This window comes from Leifsonia sp. NPDC058292 (assembly GCF_042880955.1).
GTDB lineage: Bacteria > Actinomycetota > Actinomycetes > Actinomycetales > Microbacteriaceae > Leifsonia.
This window is the reverse complement of record NZ_JBHVYL010000001.1, coordinates 352,129-370,274: the sequence shown is the minus strand read 5'-3', so window position 1 is coordinate 370,274 and position 18,146 is coordinate 352,129. Positions and strand designations below refer to the sequence as shown.

The 18,146-nt window shown below is 69.5% G+C and carries 16 protein-coding genes; 9 read left to right on the top strand and 7 right to left on the bottom strand.

The window, feature by feature from the left end:
- The first annotated feature begins 248 nt into the window (after positions 1-248).
- From ACFVWR_RS01785 to ACFVWR_RS01765, 5 genes are all read left to right on the top strand, one after another.
- The gene (locus ACFVWR_RS01785) at positions 249-2,465 is read left to right on the top strand and encodes an HtaA domain-containing protein (RefSeq protein WP_387207352.1); all 2,217 of its coding nucleotides are present in this window, start codon (positions 249-251) and stop codon (positions 2,463-2,465) included.
- A 23-nt stretch (positions 2,466-2,488) separates the two neighbouring features.
- Positions 2,489-3,616 (top strand): hemin ABC transporter substrate-binding protein, encoded by a 1,128-nt coding sequence (locus tag ACFVWR_RS01780; protein ID WP_387207350.1) that lies wholly within the window; start codon positions 2,489-2,491, stop codon positions 3,614-3,616.
- Between the two features lie 92 nt (positions 3,617-3,708).
- Positions 3,709-4,800, top strand: coding sequence for a FecCD family ABC transporter permease (locus ACFVWR_RS01775; RefSeq protein ID WP_387207348.1), 1,092 nt, complete (start codon positions 3,709-3,711; stop codon positions 4,798-4,800).
- Positions 4,797-5,636, top strand: a complete 840-nt coding sequence (locus tag ACFVWR_RS01770; RefSeq protein WP_387207346.1) for a heme ABC transporter ATP-binding protein — start codon at positions 4,797-4,799, stop codon at positions 5,634-5,636. The genes ACFVWR_RS01775 and ACFVWR_RS01770 overlap by 4 nt, the downstream gene beginning before the upstream one ends.
- The gene (locus tag ACFVWR_RS01765; RefSeq protein ID WP_387207344.1) at positions 5,633-5,962 is read left to right on the top strand and encodes a hypothetical protein; all 330 of its coding nucleotides are present in this window, start codon (positions 5,633-5,635) and stop codon (positions 5,960-5,962) included. The genes ACFVWR_RS01770 and ACFVWR_RS01765 overlap by 4 nt, the downstream gene beginning before the upstream one ends.
- On the opposite strand, the gene ACFVWR_RS01760 is transcribed toward ACFVWR_RS01765, so the two are convergent.
- A complete protein-coding gene (locus ACFVWR_RS01760) occupies positions 5,932-7,323 on the bottom strand; it encodes a cation:dicarboxylate symporter family transporter (RefSeq protein ID WP_387207342.1) in 1,392 nt (463 codons plus the stop codon). The genes ACFVWR_RS01765 and ACFVWR_RS01760 overlap by 31 nt on opposite strands.
- A 104-nt stretch (positions 7,324-7,427) precedes the next feature.
- On the bottom strand, positions 7,428-8,051 hold the full coding sequence (locus ACFVWR_RS01755; protein WP_387207340.1) for a TetR family transcriptional regulator: 624 nt from the start codon (positions 8,049-8,051) through the stop codon (positions 7,428-7,430).
- An 84-nt stretch (positions 8,052-8,135) separates the two neighbouring features.
- Between ACFVWR_RS01755 and ACFVWR_RS01750 the strand changes: the two genes are divergently transcribed.
- Together ACFVWR_RS01750 and ACFVWR_RS01745 are read left to right on the top strand one after the other, a co-directional pair.
- Positions 8,136-9,080: an ABC transporter ATP-binding protein gene (locus ACFVWR_RS01750; protein ID WP_387207338.1), complete on the top strand. Its 945-nt coding sequence runs from the start codon at positions 8,136-8,138 to the stop codon at positions 9,078-9,080.
- The gene (locus ACFVWR_RS01745; RefSeq protein ID WP_387207337.1) at positions 9,077-10,669 is read left to right on the top strand and encodes an ABC transporter permease; all 1,593 of its coding nucleotides are present in this window, start codon (positions 9,077-9,079) and stop codon (positions 10,667-10,669) included. Before ACFVWR_RS01750 ends, ACFVWR_RS01745 begins: the two co-directional genes overlap by 4 nt.
- A gap of 9 nt (positions 10,670-10,678) precedes the next feature.
- On the opposite strand, the gene ACFVWR_RS01740 is transcribed toward ACFVWR_RS01745, so the two are convergent.
- Together ACFVWR_RS01740 and ACFVWR_RS01735 are read right to left on the bottom strand one after the other, a co-directional pair.
- Positions 10,679-12,184 (bottom strand): alpha-N-arabinofuranosidase, encoded by a 1,506-nt coding sequence (locus ACFVWR_RS01740; protein ID WP_387207336.1) that lies wholly within the window; start codon positions 12,182-12,184, stop codon positions 10,679-10,681.
- Between the two features lie 125 nt (positions 12,185-12,309).
- Positions 12,310-12,624, bottom strand: coding sequence for a GNAT family N-acetyltransferase (locus tag ACFVWR_RS01735; RefSeq protein WP_387207335.1), 315 nt, complete (start codon positions 12,622-12,624; stop codon positions 12,310-12,312).
- A 68-nt stretch (positions 12,625-12,692) separates the two neighbouring features.
- Between ACFVWR_RS01735 and ACFVWR_RS01730 the strand changes: the two genes are divergently transcribed.
- Together ACFVWR_RS01730 and ACFVWR_RS01725 are read left to right on the top strand one after the other, a co-directional pair.
- Entirely contained in the window at positions 12,693-13,586 is an 894-nt protein-coding gene (locus tag ACFVWR_RS01730; RefSeq protein ID WP_387207334.1) for a DNA-methyltransferase, read from the top strand.
- Positions 13,587-13,653: 67 nt separating this feature from the next.
- On the top strand, positions 13,654-14,490 hold the full coding sequence (locus ACFVWR_RS01725) for a phosphatase PAP2 family protein (protein WP_387207333.1): 837 nt from the start codon (positions 13,654-13,656) through the stop codon (positions 14,488-14,490).
- A gap of 401 nt (positions 14,491-14,891) precedes the next feature.
- Here ACFVWR_RS01725 and ACFVWR_RS01720 read toward each other — a convergent pair whose 3' ends face one another.
- The 3 genes from ACFVWR_RS01720 to ACFVWR_RS01710 all read right to left on the bottom strand — a co-directional run bounded on the left by ACFVWR_RS01720 (position 14,892) and on the right by ACFVWR_RS01710 (position 18,144).
- Positions 14,892-15,263: a hypothetical protein gene (locus ACFVWR_RS01720; RefSeq protein ID WP_387207332.1), complete on the bottom strand. Its 372-nt coding sequence runs from the start codon at positions 15,261-15,263 to the stop codon at positions 14,892-14,894.
- Positions 15,264-15,592: 329 nt separating this feature from the next.
- A complete protein-coding gene (locus ACFVWR_RS01715; protein WP_387207331.1) occupies positions 15,593-16,606 on the bottom strand; it encodes a LacI family DNA-binding transcriptional regulator in 1,014 nt (337 codons plus the stop codon).
- A gap of 29 nt (positions 16,607-16,635) precedes the next feature.
- A complete protein-coding gene (locus tag ACFVWR_RS01710; protein ID WP_387207330.1) occupies positions 16,636-18,144 on the bottom strand; it encodes a GH1 family beta-glucosidase in 1,509 nt (502 codons plus the stop codon).
- Positions 18,145-18,146: the final 2 nt, after the last annotated feature.

Below are 18,146 nucleotides of genomic sequence, written 5' to 3'. Positions count from 1 at the left end.
GAGCTAGGGGATGCCCTGCCTCGCAACAACTCGCCCCTCGCCGCTCGGGGCGCGGGGCTTGCGCTCGCCCTACCCAGGTCTGTTAGGTTAGGTAAGGCTTAGTTAGCTAAGCCTTACCTAATCACACCAGATCGAAATCAGCGAGACGACATCCAGGTCGTCCCGCTCACAGGAGCGCCATGAGACCGTCGAGTCCACCATTCGCACCCCCGTCAGCCCCTTCCGGCCGGCGCAGAATTCTCGCGGCGGTGCTCGTCACCGCTCTCGCCTCGCTCGGTCTCACCGCCGTCGCGGCGACTCCGGCGATGGCTGCCGGCCCCGCGGTCACGGCGCCCGCCGTGCCGGCCGCGGGCGGCACGATCACCGTCACCGGCAGCGGCTTCGCCGCAGACGGCGTCGGCATCTACCTCGGCCTCGGGCCTGCCGGGCTTCCCGGGTTCTATCTGGGTTCGGGCAGCCTCGCGCCCTCGGAGACCGTGTGGATCGCGACAGGTCTCACCGAGGTGGCGAGCGGCTCCGCGCGCCAGACGCCGATGAACCCGGATGGCAGCTTCTCGGTGTCGATCACCGTTCCGGCGGCCAGCGCGAGCACCCCGGCGTACGCCCTCTACACCTCGAAGGCGCACGGGCAGGGGTTCAGCGACACCTCCCAGAACACCACGACGGCGCTGACCTTCGCCGCCCCCGTGGCCACCGCGACGACCACGACCCTGAGCGCATCGCCGGCCACGGTCGAGGAGGGCGGTTCCGTGGTGCTCACCGCGGAGGTCTCGCCCGCCGCATCCGGAACCGTCGCGTTCACGGAAGGCTCGTCGGCGCTGGGCAGCACCGCCGTGACCGACGGCAAAGCCGCGCTCACCACCTCGGCGCTCAGTGTCGGCGACCATTCCGTGACCGCCGCGTTCACACCGGATGACGCGGCGGCGTTCGACGGCAGCTCGTCGGATGCGGTGGCCGTCAAGGTCACCGCACGGGTCGCGCCGGCCACGGCATCCGTCTCCGTCTCTCCCGCCACCGGGCTCGACCCGAGCGGCGCCAGCCTCACGGTCACCGGCACCGCCTTCAAGCCGACGGGCGGCAGCGTCTTCGGCGTCTACGTCGGCGTCGGGCCGAAGTCGGTGCTGAACGACCCGAACTGGTACCTGAACGCCGGCTACTTCGCCAACGTCAAGTGGGTCAGCACCATCGGTGCCGGCGGCTCGTTCACCAGCACCCTCACGGGGGTGAAGGCCGCGATCACGTCGAACGGCCAGTCCGTGGACTGCACCGCCGTCGAGTGCGGCATCTTCACGATGGCCGCGCACGGCTCGGCCGACCGCACGCAAGACACGTTCACGCCGATCTCGTTCGCCTCCCCGAGCACCGGCCCGGTCTCGACCCTGCTCACGCTCACCACGTCGGCGGCCTCGACCACCCCGGGCGCCGGCGTCGATGTCACCGTCAAGGTCTCGCCGGTCGCGGCCGGAACCGTCACCATCTACGACGGCGTCGCCTCCAGCCTTCCCGCCAGTCTAGTCGTGGCTGCTGCGGCGGCGGCGCCGACTGCGCTGGCGTCGAACCTGCGTCTGGTCAACGGCTCGGTGACCACCCACCTCGACGGGTTCGCGCTCGGCTCCCGCACGCTCAGCGCATCCTTCACACCGGACGACCCTGCGGCCTTCGCTCCCGCCGTCGCCCCGTCGGTGACGCTGAACGTCACCGATGTCGCGGTGGTGGACCCCGGCACCGTGCCCGTGGTCACGACGCCTGCGGCGAACACACCGGCGCAGCCCGTGTGCGTCGCCCGTTCCGTCGACGGCGCGACCCTCGACTGGGGCATCAAGTCGAGCTTCCGCACCTACATCTCCGGCGGCATCGCCAACGGGTCGTGGACGCTCTCCGGCGTCACCTACGGCAACGGCGCATACTCGTGGAGCAACGGCAGCGGAACCTACAACGCCGTCGACGACAAGGGCACGATCCGCTTTCCCGGCAGTGTGTCGTTCACGGGTCACGGCGGGGTCCTCAACCTGGTGATCTCGAACGTCGCCCTCCGGGTCGCCGGCGCGAACAGCGCCACGATCGTCGCCGATGTGCACTCCACCGACATGGACGGCACGCCGAGTGACTACGCGGGCGTCTCGTTCGCGACCGTCGCCCTCAGCGGCGGAGCTTCGGGGAACACGCTGACCGCATCCGGAGCCCCCGTCACGCTCACGGCGGACGGCGCCAAGGCGTTCGCCGGGTTCTACACCGCCGGCACCGCGCTCGACCCCGTGTCGTTCACGGTTCCGCTCGGCAGCGACGTCGAGTGCGACAGCACCACGGCCAGTGGCCTGGCCACGACCGGTGGCGCAGACGCGGGCGGCTGGCCGCTTCTCGGCGGACTGCTCCTGCTCGTGGGTGTCGCGGCCGTCGTCGCCGTGCGCCGTCGTGCGACCGCCGAGGTCGCGACCCCCGAGGTCGCGGGCCCCGCCGCACTGTGACGAAGCCCGTCTCGACCCGGCCCGTGGGCGGCGCGACAAGCGCCGTCCGCGGGTCGCGGCCTGCCCGCTTCGTGCCCGTCTCGTTGCTGGTGGCGGCGGTGCTCGTGCTCTCGGGATGCGGGGTCGGGGTGGAGAACGCGTCCGTCACCCCGAAGCCGAGCGTTGCGTCTTCGGCGACCCCGGATGCCCGGGCCGGCCTGCAGAACCCCCGCACCATCACCGGCCCGTCGACCGCGGCGTCGGTCGCCGACGTGGTTCCGATCCAGAAGGATCCGTCGCCGAAACTTCCGGTGACGGTGACGGATGCGCAGGGCCAGTCCGTCACCGTGACCGACGCCGACCGTATCCTCGCCCTCGACATCTACGGCACGCTCGCGGAGACCGTCGTCGGGCTCGGCCTGGGCGACCGGCTGGTCGGCCGCGGCTCCTCGAACACGCTGAGCTCCATGCGCGACCTGCCCCTCGTCACGCAGAACGGTCACGAGCTGAACGGCGAGGCCATCCTCGCTCTGCGGCCGACGCTCGTGCTCACCGACACCACCCTCGGGCCCCGAGAGGTGCAGGATCAGCTGCGCGCATCCGGGGTCACCGTGGTGTTCTTCGATCCCGAACGCAGCATCTCGACGATCGGCGCACAGGTCGAGTCGGTGGCGCACGCCGTCGGCCTCGACTCCCTCGGCCGCAAGCTCGCCACGCGCATCGCGACCGAGCTCGACAACGCCAAGGCGACGATTGCTCGCGTCGTCCCAGCGGCTGAGGAGGAACGGCCGCGCATCGCCTTCCTCTACGCGCGGGGCACGGCCGGCGTGTTCTTCCTCTTCGGAAAAGGGATGGGGCCCGACGACTTGATCGACGCGATCGGCGGCGTCGACGTCGCGACGGCGGCGGGCATCACCGGCAGCAAACCGGCGAACAGCGAGGCGCTGTTGGCGACCAACCCGGACGTGTTCCTGATGATGACGGACGGCCTGGCGTCGACCGGCGGGATCGAGGGGCTGCTGCAACGTCCCGGAGTGGCCGACACCGCGGCAGGTCAGCATCGCCGCATCGTCGACATGGCCGACGGGCAGGTGCTCTCCTTCGGCCCGACGACACCCGCCGTGCTGCTCTCGCTCGCCGACGCCGTCTACCGCCCGGGCGCCGCCGGATGACCGCATCCGCACGCCCGCCCCGCCCGCCGCGCGCATCCCGCCCGCCGCGCCCGCCGCGCGGCGAGAGTGCCCGTTCCGGTCGAGTCGGCCCGGTGCGCCGGCCACGCTCGACCGGAACGGGCGCACTCGCGAGTTCGGCGGTCGTCCGCGCCCACCGTCGCCGCGGCCCGGTGATCGCCGGGCTGATCGTGCTGCTCGTCGCCGTGCTGCTCACCTCGTCGGCGCTCGGCCAGTTCTCGGTGGCGCCGGCGGAGGTGGTCGCCTCGTTCGCGCGCCGGCTTGGTCTCGCCCCGACCGCTTCGGGGGCCGCCGCGTACGCGGACGCCGCACTGTGGAACATCCGGTTTCCGCGCCTCGTACTCGGAGTGGTGGTCGGCGCGGCCCTCGGCGTCGCCGGCGCCCTGATGCAGGGAGTCTTCGCGAACCCGCTCGCCGAACCGGCCGTCGTCGGGGTGTCCGCCGGGTGCGCCGTCGGCGCGTGCACGGTCATCGTGTTCGACGTGCAGTGGCTCGGCCCGGCCACCGTGCCCGCCGCCGCTTTCGTCACGGGGGTGCTCACCACCATCCTCGTCTACGTGCTCTCCCGGGCCCGTGGCAAGACGCAGGTGCTGATGCTCGTGCTGACCGGCATCGCCGTGAACGCGGTGGCGAACGCGATCATCGCCTTCCTCGTCTTCAGCGCCGACACCGCGAGCCGTGAGCAGGTCACTTTCTGGCAGCTGGGGTCGCTCAACGGTGCGACGTGGACGGCCGTCGCCGTCACCGTTCCGTTGCTCGTCGTCGGTGTCGCGGGTGCGTGGTCTCTCGCCCGGCGGCTCGACGCCCTGGCACTGGGGGAGCGGAGCGCCCGCCACCTCGGTGTCGACGTCGAACGGGTACGGCTCTGGGCCGTGCTGATCGTCGCTCTGCTCACTGCCGCAGCTGTCTCGTACGCCGGGATCATCGCCTTCGTCGGCCTGATCATCCCGCACCTGCTGCGGCTGCTGATCGGGCCGGCCCACGCGGCACTCATCCCCGCGAGCGCGATCGGCGGTGCTCTGCTCATCAGCGGCTCCGACCTGGTGGCCCGCACGGCCATCCCGTTCGCCGACCTGCCTATCGGAATGTTCACCGCGCTGGTGGGTGGCCCTGTGTTCTTCGTGCTGCTCCGGCGCACAATCGGCGCGAAGGACGCGCGGTCATGACGCTCGAACAGGCCGACGTCGCCCTGGCGTCTGGTGCCCGGATGCGCGGCGTCGATCTGAGCATCGGCGGGCGCCGCCTGCTGCACGGGGTCGACCTCGCCGTCGACCCCGGCGAGCTGGTGGCCCTGATCGGGCCGAACGGCGCGGGAAAGTCCACGGCGCTCTCGGTGCTGGCCGGGGATGTGCGACCCGACGTCGGCGAGGTTCAGCTCGGCGGCAGGGCGGCGGCGGGGATCCGCATCTCCGAGCTCGGGCGCCTGCGCAGTGTGCTCTTGCAGCAGAAGGGCGTGGCGTTCTCCTACCCCGTGCGCGATGTCGTGGCGATGGGCAGGATGCCGTGGTCCCGCACCCCGCAGAGCGACGCCGACGACGAGATCGTCGCCGACGCGCTCGCCCGCACCGACACCGAGCACCTCGCCGACCGTGACGTCACGACCCTGTCGGGCGGCGAACTCGCCCGGGTCGCCCTCGCGCGCGTCGTCGCCCAGCGGTGCCGCGTGGTGCTCCTCGACGAACCCACCGACGCTCTCGACATCGGCCATCAGGAGCAGGTGCTCGCGCTCGCCGCAGGGTTGGCGGCCGACGGATGCGCGGTGCTGGCCGTGCTCCACGACCTCGGTCTCGCTGCTGCCTATGCCGACCGCGTGGTGCTCATCGCGGGCGGACGCGTGCTGGCCGACGGCCCGCCGCGCGAGGTGCTCACCGGTGCCCTCCTCACCGAGGTGTACGCGCATCCCGTCGAGGTCTTCGACCATCCACGCACGGGGTCGCTTCTCGTGCTGCCGGTGCGACAGCCCCGCGCCGTCGCGACCGGCTCAGGTAGCCTGAAGCGGTGAACTGGTGGATCGTCGGTGGGATAGCAGTGGTCGTCGTGCTCGGAGTCGTGGCCGCCAAGCTCGGCTGGATCGACCTCTCTGACAAGACGAAACGAACCGGTGGTTCCTCGAGCAGCGTCGTCGGAATCGGCGACGAGGTGTTCGCGCCAACCCGCCACGAGGCGCAGGTCGAACTGGACAGGCAGACCATGCTGCCGGCGCCCGCCCCGCTCGCCGGCGACGGTGACAACGGCATCTGGGAGGGCAAGATCCGCATCGACGTCGCGCCCGACGGGACGGTTCGAGACCGGAACGATCAGACGGCAGCGGCGCGCGACGAATCCTGAGGCTGGTCGGCGTCAGCGTCGGCGTCAGTGTCGGCGTCGTTGTCGGGTCTCCGAGAGTGTTCGTCCGCATCCATCGTCGCCTCGTCGAAGGGCGCCGAGCCTGTGAGCACGTCGCGGAGACGCTCGCGATCCAGCTCGCGCGTCCAGGTGCCGACCAGCAGGGTGGCCACGGCGTTGCCGGTGAAGTTGGTGAGCGCTCGCGCTTCGGACATGAACCGATCGATACCGACGATGAAGCCGACACCGTCGATGAGGTCGGGCCGGTGCGCCTGAAGGCCGCCGGCCAGCGTCGCGATGCCCGCGCCGGTGACGCCCGCCGCCCCCTTCGAGGCGATCATCATGAACAGCATCAGTGACACCTGCTCGCCGAGCTCGAGAGGTGTGCCGAGGGCGGTTGCGATGAAGAGCGAGGCCATGGTCAGGTAGATCGCGGTTCCGTCGAGGTTGAACGAGTATCCCGTGGGGATGGTGATGCCGGCCACCGGCTTGGAGACGCCGGCGTGCTCCATCTTCGCGATGAGGCGTGGAAGGGCGACCTCGCTCGACGAGGTCGAGACGATCAGCAGGTATTCGCGCCCCAGGTACTTCATGAGGCGGAAGATGTTCACCCGCGCGACCATCCACAGCAGCGAACCGAGAACCACGACGATGAAGACGACACAGGTCACATAGAAGGCGCCCATCAGCGTGCCGAGACCGATCAGTGCGGCGATCCCTGCGCTACCGACAACGGCGGCGATGGCGCCGAACGCGCCGATCGGCGCCGCCCACATGATCATCGACAGGATGCGGAACACGAGCACCTGCAACTGACGGATCGCCTCGAGGATGGGGGCGCCGCGCTCACCCAACCGCTGGAGGGCGAACCCGACGAGCAGTGCGACGAACAGCACCTGCAGGATGTTGTTCGCCATGAGAGAGGCGAAGAGCGAGCTCGGGATGATGCCGAGCAGGAACTCGGTGGTCGAGGTCGCTTCGCCCTGCGATGCGTCGTAGTGGGCATTCGCGAGGGAGAGCCCTTCGCCGGGATGGATGACGTTGCCCACCACCAGACCGATCGCCAGTGCCACCGTCGACATCGCGAGAAAGTATCCGAGAGCGATGCCGCCGACCTTGCCGACGGTCGCCGCCTTGGCGATCGATCCGACGCCGAGCACGATCGTGCAGAAGATCACGGGGGCGATCATCATTTTGATCAGGGCGACGAAAGCGTCACCCACCGGTTTGAGTCCGAGCGCGAAACCCGGGGCGGAGAGGCCGACGGCAACACCGGCGACCACCGCCACGATCACGGCGATGTACAGCCAGTGGGAGGAGCCGATCCGTCGTCGGGGCGCGCGGCGGCTGAGGGGTTGCGTCATTGCAGGGTGCCTTCCATCGGCGCCTGACGAGACCCCGCAGACCCGTCAGATCGCATCTGATATTAACGTTGTGCCAGGAAGTATATGAGATGAGCTGGCAGTTGTCAGTCGCGAGCGCCCGTGAGGTATCGCTGGATCGCCGGGGAGACCTCGTCGACGATGGTCTCCCGGTCGAGCGCGACCACCGGTGCGGCCTTCAGTACGTAGCGGGCGATCGCGACACCGAGCAGATGCGAGGCGGCCAGCGCGATCTGCCGCATCCGGATGTCGTCGACCGCCTCGGCGCCCTCTTGGGTTCGAACGCGCGAGACCATGACGTCGATGAGCATGTCGGCGGCGTGCTCCGAGGTGACGGCGGAGCGCACGAGGGAGAGCAGAGTCGGGCGGGTCGCCGGCTCCTCCCAGAGGCGGAGATAGGTGTCGGTCACGCGCCGGCCGACCGTGGCCGGGTCGCCGACGAGGGTTTCGGCGATGCGCTGCGGGATCGTCGTGCGGTTGGCGACCGTCGCCGCGAACAAGGTGCCCTTGTCACCGAAGAAGTGGCGGATGAGCGCCGGGTCGACTCCTGCGGCGTTCGCGATCGCCCGAACCGAGGCGCCGTCGAGGCCGCGCTCGGCGAACAGGTCGCGGGCCGCGTCGAGGATGGCGTCGCGCGTGCCGCTGTCGCCCGTGCGGCGGCCGGTCGGGCGCTTGCGGGCGGGTCCCAATTCGGGGTCGGGTGGCGTCACGATGCGAGCCTACTCTTCGGCCGGGGATTTCCTCGCGCGTGGAATTGGCATACAGTGGCCTCATTCCTGACGAAGGGACGACTCATGGGCACGGATGCGATGATCGAGGTCGAAGGACTCACGAAGTCGTTCGGAAAGTTTCCAGCGCTCAGGGGCCTCGATCTCGCGGTCACGCGCGGCGAGGTGCACGGATTCCTCGGCCCGAACGGGGCGGGCAAGTCGACCACCATCCGGGTGCTGCTCGGCCTGCTGCGCGCAGACGGCGGAACCGTGCGGCTCCTGGGAGGCGACCCCTGGCGTGACGTCGTCGAACTGCACCGTCGGCTCGCCTATGTTCCGGGCGACGTGTCGCTCTGGCCGGGGATGACCGGCGGTGAGGCGATCGACCTGCTCGGCACCCTGCGCGGCGGCCTGAACGAGCAGCGGCGCGCCGAGCTCATCGACCGGTTCGAGCTCGATCCCACGAAGCGCGGCCGGCAGTATTCGAAGGGCAACAAGCAGAAGGTCGCCATCGTCGCGGCGCTGTCATCGGATGTCGAGCTGCTGATCCTGGACGAGCCGACGAGCGGCCTCGACCCGCTGATGGAGAACGTGTTCCAGGATGTGATCGGTGAGGCGAAGAAGCGGGGCACGACGGTGCTGCTCTCCAGCCACATCCTCGCCGAGGTCGAGTCGCTGGCCGACCGGCTGAGCATCATCCGCGACGGCCGCATCGTGGAGAACGGCACGCTCGCCGAGCTGCGGGGTCACACGCGCACCTCGATCCGCGCCGTGGTGGAGCGCATCCCGTCGACCGGCGAGCTGGCCGCCTTTCACGACGTGCACCTCGACGGCGATCAGCTGACCGGCACCGTCGACTCCGACCGCATCGGCGAGGCGATGACCGTGTTGGCTCCGCTCGGTCTCTCCTCCCTCACGGTCGAGCCGCCGTCGCTCGAGAGCCTGTTCCTGCGCCTCTACGACGATGCTCACGAGGCTCACGATGCCACCGTCACGGCCGCCGGCGACGACACGGCGGCAGCGCGATGAGCACGGCCGTCGCCGGCACGGCACCCCTGCTGCGCGCGTCGATGGAGCACGACGGCCGCCGCATGGCACCGTGGATCGTCATCGTGACGGCGCTGTCCGCATCCTCGGTTCTCGTCTATCCGCTGATCTTTCCCGAGCAGCAGGAGCGGGCCGCCCTCGCGACGGCCATCGGCGCGAACCCGGCCCTGGGGTTGATCTTCGGCCCCGCCTTCGATCTGAGCACCACCGACGGGTTCAACGCGTGGCGCAGTCTGGCGCTCGGCGGCTTTCTCGCCGCGCTGGGCGCGATCTTCGCGGTGACGCGCGCGACGCGCGCACAGGAGGACTCGGGCCAGGCGGAACTCCTCGCCTCCGGGGTGCTCGGCCGCGCCGGCCGCCTGCTCGCGGGTGTCGGCCTCGCGATGATCGGCTCGGTCATGCTCGGTGTCGTCTGCGGCGTCGTCACGGCGCTCTGCGGCGGCGACTGGGGCTCCTCGCTGTTGCTCGCCGCGACCTTCACCGCGATGGGCTGGATGTTCGCCGCCGTCGCTGCCGTCACCGCACAGCTCGGCTCGGACTCCCGCACGGCGAACTCGATGGCGGTGGGAACGCTCGGCGCGCTGTTTCTGCTCCGCGGCTTCGCGTACTCCGTCGACGCACCCGCCTGGACGGTCTGGATCAATCCGCTCGGCTGGATGACCGAGACCCGGCCCGCGAACGGGGATCGCTGGTGGCCGCTCTGGTACGCGCTCGCGCTCTCACTGGTGCTCATCGGTGTCGCGTTCGCACTGCAGGCCCGGCGCGACTTCGGCCAGGGGATCATCGCCCCGCGACCCGGGCCGTCGCGGGGGAGGGCTCGCACCACGTGGCGCCTCGTGCTGAGGCTCAACCGGGGGCCGGTGATCACCTGGGCGGTCGCGTTCGTTGCGCTGGGGGTCGTGTTCGGGTTCTTCGCGACCTCGATCACCGACATCCTCGGCGAGAACAGTGCCGTCGCCCATGTGCTCGCGGCGGGTGCGACGACGCCGGATGCCCTCGTCTCGGCCTTTCTCGTCACGATCCTCAGCCTGGTGGGCATCATCGCCTCCATCCCGGGCGTGCAGATCATGCTCAGGCTGCGCACCGAGGAACTGGAAGACAGGGTCGAACCGGTCGTCGCGACGAAGGTTCGTCGCCGGCGGTACTTCGCCGGCAACGTCGTGCTCGCACTCGCGGCGCCCGCCGTTTACGTGCTCATTGCCGGAATGCTCATCGCGACGCTTGCCGCGACCGCCGACATCGGTGTCGAGTTCGGCGACGCGCTGGTGCAGGCGGCGGCGACCGTTCCGGCCGTCTGGACAGTCGTCGCCGTGTCGGTCGCGGTGGTCGGTGCGCGTCCGGTCGTCAGCCTCGTCGCCTGGCTGGGCGTTCTGGTCTCGTTCGTTCTCACCCTGCTCGGCCCGACGTTCAAGCTGTGGGATTGGGTGCTCGCGATCAGCCCCTACTGGCACATCCCCAACGTCACCGCCGCCGATGCCGACTGGCTGGGCCTCGTCTGGATCAGCCTCGTCACCGCGCTCTTCGTGGCGATCGGATTCGCCGGGTTCCGCCGCCGCGACCTCGCCCGCTGACGAGCGCGATCAGGCGAAGGCGATCGCCGTCCACGAGACGGGTGGCAGCACGACGGTCAGACGGCCGTCTTCGAGTGTCGCGCTGTCGTTCGCGTGAGGGGCCACCCGGTTCCGGTCGTCGATGGTGTTCTTGGCGTACACGTCGTCGTCGGAGAGCGTGACGGACTCGAGGATGCGCGTCGCCGCGAGGTCGCGCACGTCGATGCTCACCGTTCGCGCCTGGGTCTGATCGCGGCTGACCAGGAAGACGGATCCGCTTGCCGTCTCGTCGTCGTAGGTCGCGACGGCGTCGACGATGTCGGCGTCGCCGTGCCCGGTGGTCTCGTAGGTCGGCGAGTCGATGACCGGGCGGAGCACAGAGCCGCGGGCGAGCCTGCTCGTCAGCGAGAACGGGAAGAACGTGGTCTGCCGCCAGGCTCCACCGCCCGGCTCGGTCATGATCGGCGCGATCACGTTCACCAACTGGGCGAGGGATGCCGACTGCACCCTGTCGCTGTTCTTCAGCAGGGTGATGAGGAGGTTGCCGAGCACGACGGCGTCGGCGACCGAGTAGACGTCTTCGAGCTGCCGCGGGGCATAGCGCCACTCGTCGTTGATCTCGTCGGAGGCCTGGTGCTCGTCGAGGTACCAGATGTTCCACTCGTCGAACGAGATGTTGATCTTCTTCTTGCTCTTCAGCTTGTAGCCGACGTGGTCGGCCGTCGCCACGACCGTGTCGATGAAGTACTGCATGTCCACCGACGACGCGAGGAACGTTCCGAGGTCGCCGCCACGCTCCTGGTAGTAGGCGTGCGCCGAGATGAAGTCGACGTGATCGTAGGAGTGCTCGAGCACGATGCGCTCCCACTCGCCGAACGTCGGCATCCCCGAGCCGGAGGATCCGCAGACGACCAATTCGAGGTCTTTGTCGGCCATCTTCATCGCGGCGGCGGTGCGTGCGGCGAGCTTGCCGTAGTCGTCGGCGGTGCGGTAGCCGGTCTGCCACGGGCCGTCCATCTCGTTTCCGAGGCACCACATCCGGATGTCGTGCGGCTCCGGCGTGCCGTTCGCGATCCGCTGGTCGCTCAGCGCGGTGCCGGCGGGGTGGTTCGCGTACTCGAGCAGGTCGAGGGCCGCCTGGATTCCGCGGGTGCCCAGGTTGACGGCCAGCATGAGCTCGGAGCCGGTCAGTTTGAGCCACCGCGAGAACTCGTCGAGCCCCACCTGGTTGGTCTCCAGCGAGTGCCAGGCGAGGTCGCGGCGCACCGGGCGCTGCTCGCGCGGGCCGACGCTGTCTTCCCAGCGGAACCCGGAGACGAAGTTTCCGCCGGGGTAGCGGATGGTCGTCGAGCCGAGCTCTTTGACGAGCTCGACCACGTCGAGCCGGAAGCCGTCTTCGTTCGCGGTCGGGTGCCCGGGCTCGTAGATGCCGTCGTACACGCAGCGGCCGAGGTGCTCGACGAACGAGCCGAACGTGCGGCTGCGCACCGGTCCGACGGTGTGGGCGCGATCGAGGATGATGGTGGAGTCAGGCATTGTGTGGTGTTTTTCCTCGTCGTGGTCGCGTGGTCTACAACGTTTACCAACAACGTTGTAGATTCACTATCGAACACACGGCCCGGCAGTGTCAAGCAGAGCGCCGCCGCCCACGGCGCTCGGCCTCACCGGGGTGACGGAGAACCGCTGGCGGCCTCGCGCTGCTGGAGGTCCTGATACTCGGGATGCTCGCCCAGCCAATGCCGCACGTACGGGCACGACGCCGCCACCCGCAGATCGGTGTCGTCGCGCACGTCGTCGAGCGCCTGCTGCACGAGCGTCGACGCGAGGCCTTTCTCGCGCTGGCCCTTGTCGATCTCGGTGTGCACGAAGTCGATGACGCCGTCGCCCAGCTCGTACTCGGCGATGCCGATGCGTTCGCCGTCACGCAGAAGCACGTAGCGGGAGGCGTCCGGTTCTTTCACGACTGTGAGGCTCATGCCGCCAGGGTAACCCGCGAGCCTTCGCGCGCAAGCGGTCGCCCCCGCGCACTGCGAGAATGGGTGCCATGCCAGACGAAGCCACCGCAGCGGATGCTGTTCCAGCCGCACTCTGGCACCCCGACGCGCCGAGTCAGGTCGTGCACGCCGACAACCTGGATGTGGTCGTCGCGCTGCCCGACGCATCCTTCACCCTCATCTATCTCGACCCGCCCTTCAACACCGGGAGATCGCAAGCCCGGCAGAGCACGACCTCGGTTCGCTCCGACGGCGGCTCCGGCAGCGTGACCGGGTTCAAAGGCCGCAGCTACGAGCGCATCAAGGGGGATCTGCTCAGCTACGACGACCGGTTCGACGACTACTGGGAGTTTCTGGAGCCGCGACTGATCGAAGCGTGGAGGGTACTGGCCGACGACGGAACCCTCTATCTGCACCTCGACTATCGCGAGGCCCACTACGCCAAAGTGCTGCTCGACGCCCTGTTCGGTCGTGAGTCTTTTCTCAACGAGATCATCTGGGCATACGACTACGGCGCCAAGTCGAAGAATCGGTGGCCGACGAAGCACGACACGATCCTCGTCTACGTCAAGAATCCCGACCGCTACTACTTCGACTCCTCGACGGTCGACCGCGAGCCGTACATGGCTCCCGGCCTGGTGACGGCGGAGAAGGCGGAGCTCGGAAAGCTGCCGACAGACGTGTGGTGGCACACGATCGTCTCCCCGACCGGCCGCGAGAAGACGGGGTATCCGACGCAGAAGCCCGAGGGCATCCTGCGGCGCATCGTGCAGGCGTCGACCCGCGAGGGCGACTGGGTGCTCGACTTCTTCGCCGGGAGCGGCACCACCGGCGCCGTGGCGGGTGCGCTCGGGCGGCGATTCCTGCTGGTGGACCGCAATCCCGAGGCCATCGCGGTGATGCGGACGCGCTTCGCCGCTGCCCCCGTCGACTTCGTGATGTGACGATTCCCGGCCCACGCGAGGTCGGCGTGCGGCCTTTCCCAGGCGCCGTATGGAAGGCTTGTCTGCTATGCGTACCGCATCAGGAACCGCCCTCCGCGCCCTCCCGTTCGTGTGGGGTGCGCTCGGCAGTGCGGTGGCGTTCGTGGTGGTGTACCTGGTGTTCGTGCGCAGCTACATGGGCCAGGTCATCGACGAGCGGGCGTTCGCGGGCGCGGATGCGTGGAAGGGCGATCTCATCGAGTTCGCCCACGCCTTCCTGAACGCACTGCCGGCGGTCTCGGTGGTGCTCGCGGCCATCGCTGCCGTCATCATCGTCGCGGTGCGGCGCAACTGGACGGTCTTCATCGTGGCCGTCGCCGCCGCGGCCCTCGCCAACGGCAGCACGCAGCTGCTGAAGTACACCTTCCTCAGTCGTCCGGAGAAGGGTGTGGATGCGGGCCTCAGCAACTCGCTTCCCTCCGGTCACACCACGGTCGCGGCCTCGGCGGCCCTCGTCGTGTTCCTCGTCGCCAGCCCCCGCCTCCGCCCGCTCGCCGCCGTGATCGGTTCGGTCTTCTCCATCGCGGCCGGCGCATCCACCCTCGTCGAGCAGTGGCACCGGCCGAGCGACGTCGTGGCCGGGATGCTCGTCGTCGCGTTCTGGGCCTGCCTCGCTGGGCTCGTGCTCGCCGGGATGCGCGCATCCACCACCGACGATCCCGCGCGCGCGAAACTGTGGCCGCTCGTCTGGATCGGCGCGATCTGCGGTGCCGGTGCCGTGATCGCGCTCCTGGTCACCTACTTCTCCGCCCAGTCCGGGTCGAGCCACCTCTTCGTGGCCTACGCCGGCGGCGTCGCCGCAATCGTGTCGGTCGGCTTCTTCCTCGCCGTCATCGGCAACCGCCTCTTCCGCGCGCTCGCCTGACGCCGGCCCGCCGCCCGCCCGCGGGCTGCCGCCCGCCGCCCGCGCCCGCCCGCGAGCGTGGCCGTTCTCCCCGAGTGTGGCCGTTTCGGTCGAGTGTGCCCGGCACACCGGCCACATTCGACCGGATCGGTCACACTCGCCGGGCTTCTGCCCCGATGCCCGCCCTGCCGCCCGCCGCCCATCCCTGTCGCCTGTCGCCTGTCGCCCGCCGCCCATCCCTGTCGCCCCTCGCCTGTCGCCCGCCGCCCATCCGCGTCGCCTGCTGCCCGTCGGGCGCCCGAGGGTGGCCGTTCTCCCCGAGTGTGGCCGTTTCGGTCGAATGTGCCCGGCACACCGGCCACTCTCGACCGCACCGGCCACAATCGGCGGGAAATGTGCGAGAGCCTGAGCGCGCGGACGGCTCAGTCGAGCCCGAAGGCGCGGAAGATCGTCGACCAGAACGTCGACCGTCGCGGCAGCGCCGCACGCTCGCTCCGACCGGACGCCGTGCGCACAGCGGAGCGCGTCGCCGGACGGCGATCGATCGTCGCCAGGTCGTGCAGATTGTTGCGGCGTGAGCCGTCCCAGTTGGCGTAGAGATACGCGCCACCGGATGCCGCAATCGCCTTGATCGGAGCGCGCACGTAGCTGTCCGGCCCGGCGACGTACCTGGCTCGTCCGCTGGCGATCTCGGCCGAAGCGGTGCGCGCGTCGACCACGCCGTGGGGCGTGACGAGAGCCACGATCGACCCGAGTTCATCCCTCGCCACGATCTCGATCTTCAGGTCGCACATCCGCTTGCCTCGTTCTCCTTACCCCTGCCGGGCTGACTGTCAGTCGAATGAAGGAGGAGGTGCCGCTGGCCTGTCGCACAGTGCCGCGCCGACGGCGACCGTGCCAACTTCACGTACAAGCCTGGCACCGCAGATTGATCGAGTCCAACAGTGAGTGCTTCTGACCCCATTCGCCACGTCGCTGAATCGGATGCGCTGCAAAGGATGCGCGCCGCCCGCGAGTGTGGCTCGTGCGGTCGAATGTGGCCGGCGCACCTGCCACGCTCGACCGCAACGGCCACACTCGACCGCAACGGCCACACTCGGCCACACTCGGCCGAAGCAGGGCGTCAGCTGCTCTGCCGCACCACGAGCTCGGTCGGCAACAGGGTCACCCTGTCTACAGGCTCGCCGGCGATGCGTTTCACGAGCACGCGGGCCATGGTCTCCCCGAGGCCGATCGACGGCTGGTGCACCGTGGTGAGCGGCGGCGTGGCCGTGAGCCCGAAGTAGTCGTCGTCGTAGCCGACCACCGCGATATCGCCCGGGATGCTGCGGCCGGTCTCGAGGATGGACGAATACGCCCCCGCCGCCATCTGGTCGTTGGTGGCGAACAGTCCGTCGATGCTGCGGCCCGATTCGAGCAGGCGGCGCATGGCGTTCATCCCGGAGACCGGCGAGAAGTCACCGTACTCGACCATCGACGTGTCGAGCCCGTGCCTGTCCATCGCGGTGCGCCAGCCGGTGAGCCGGTCCACACCGGCGGGCATGTCCTGCGGGCCGGTGATGAGGGCGATGTGACGCCGCCCCCGTTCGATGAGGTGCTCGGTGGCACCGGCCGAGCCCGCGATGTTGTCGACGTCGACGAAGTAGGAGTTGTGCTCGGCGTCGCTCACCGGCCGCCCGCCGAACACGATCGGCAGCGAATTGCCGAGCTGCGCATACGAGTGGTCGCCCGAGTGGTGCGAGACCACGAGCGCTCCGTCGACGTTGCCGCCCATGAGGTAGCGCCGGGTCTTGTCGGGGTTGAGCTCCGAAGAGATGACCATGTTGAGCGTGTACTCGGTGTCGGCGAGATGCAGGGCGACACCCTGCACGATGGAGGCGAAGAACGGGTCGGCGAACACCTTGGCGGTCGACTCCGGCACCACCAGCGCGATCACCTGCGTGCGACGGGATGCGAGCGACCGCGCCGCGCGGTTCGGCACGTAGTTGAGGTCGGCGATGGCCTGGGTGACCGTTTCGATGACGTCGGGGGCGACCTTGGTGGAGCCGTTGACCACGCGCGACACCGTCGCCCGGGATACGCCCGCGCGCGCCGCGACCGCCTCCAGGGTCGGCACCGCTCCGTGCTCCGACGTCATCGAGTCACCTTTCTTGCCGTCGTCCCATGCTAGACGCGGTCGGCCGCGGCGTGGGCTGCCTCGATGAGCGTCGCGAACGTGTGTCCGCTCTGCTTCACGGTCCGCTCCTGCGTGTCGTAGTCGACCCGCACGATGCCGAACCTCTTCTCGTACCCCCACGCCCACTCGAAGTTGTCGAGGAACGACCACACGAAGTAGCCGCGCACATCCGCCCCCTCGGCGATGGCCTGACGCACCGCTTCGACGTGCGCGAGGATGTACGCCTCGCGGTCGGTGTCTCGCACCTGGCCGTCGGCATCCACCGCGTCGTCGTAGGATGCGCCGTTCTCGGTGATGTACAGCGCCGGCAGGGTCGGGTACTCGCGGCCGAGGCGCACCAGCAGGGTTCGCAGCCCGTCGGGGTTCATCTCCCAGCCCATCGCCGTGCGCGGTAGATGCCGCGACGGGAATGTGACGTATTCGCTGCCGACGAACGGCGACGATTTCGGCCGGTCGGTCGGGGTCAGCCCCGGCTCCGCCTCGGCCGGCAGCGGGTGCCCGCTGACGTTGTCGTCGTGGTAGTGGTTGACGCCGAGGAAGTCGATCGGCTGCGCGATCGTCTCCAGGTCTCCGTCGTGCACGAGCGACTCGAAGTCGTGGTCGCGCAGGTCGTCGATCACGTCGGCGGGGTAGCTGCCGAGCAGGAGCGGCTCGAGGAACATGCGGTTCCAGAGCCCGTCGATGCGCCGGGCGGCCTCGAGGTCGACCGGGTCGCTGGGGTCGTCGGGCACCGCGTTGGTGAGGTTCAGCGTGATGCCGAATCGTAGGTCGGCAGCGGCTGGAGTCGCCGTGCCCGCGGCCGCCCGCTCGCGCAGCGCCTGCACCGCAAGACCGTGCGCGAGATGCTGGTGGTGCAGCGCCGCCAGCGCCGCGCGCGGTTCGCGCCGACCCGGCGCGTGCTCGCCCGCCGCATACGAGATGAGGGATGAGCAGAGCGGCTCGTTGAACGTGGTCCAGTGGGTCACGCGGTCGCCGAGGGCGTCGAACACGACTTCGGCGTAGTCGCGGAAGCGGTACGCGGTGTCGCGATTCGCCCAGCCGCCCGCATCCTCGAGCGCCTGCGGAAGGTCCCAGTGGTAGAGCGTGAGCCAGGGCAGGATGTCCGCATCCAGCAACTCGTCGACGAGCCGGCTGTAGAAGTCGAGGCCGGCCTGGTTCACCTGGCGGTCACCGGGAACGACGCGCGCCCACGAGGTCGAGAATCGGTACGACTGCAGGCCGAGCTGTTTCATGAGCGCGACGTCTTCTGGCATCCGGTGGTAGTGGTCGACGGCGATCTCGGGCGTATCGCCCTGGGCGACCGCTCCGGGGATGCGGGCGAAGTGATCCCAGATGGAGTCCTCTTTGCCGTCTTCATGGGCCGCGCCCTCGATCTGCGCCGCCGCGGTGGCGGAGCCCCACAAGAAGCCGTCGGGCCAGCGGAATCCTTCGGGCCAGCCGAACCCGGCGGGCGTGCGGATGCCTTCGCGCCCGGTGGACGTGGTGGGTGAGAGAGTCATTC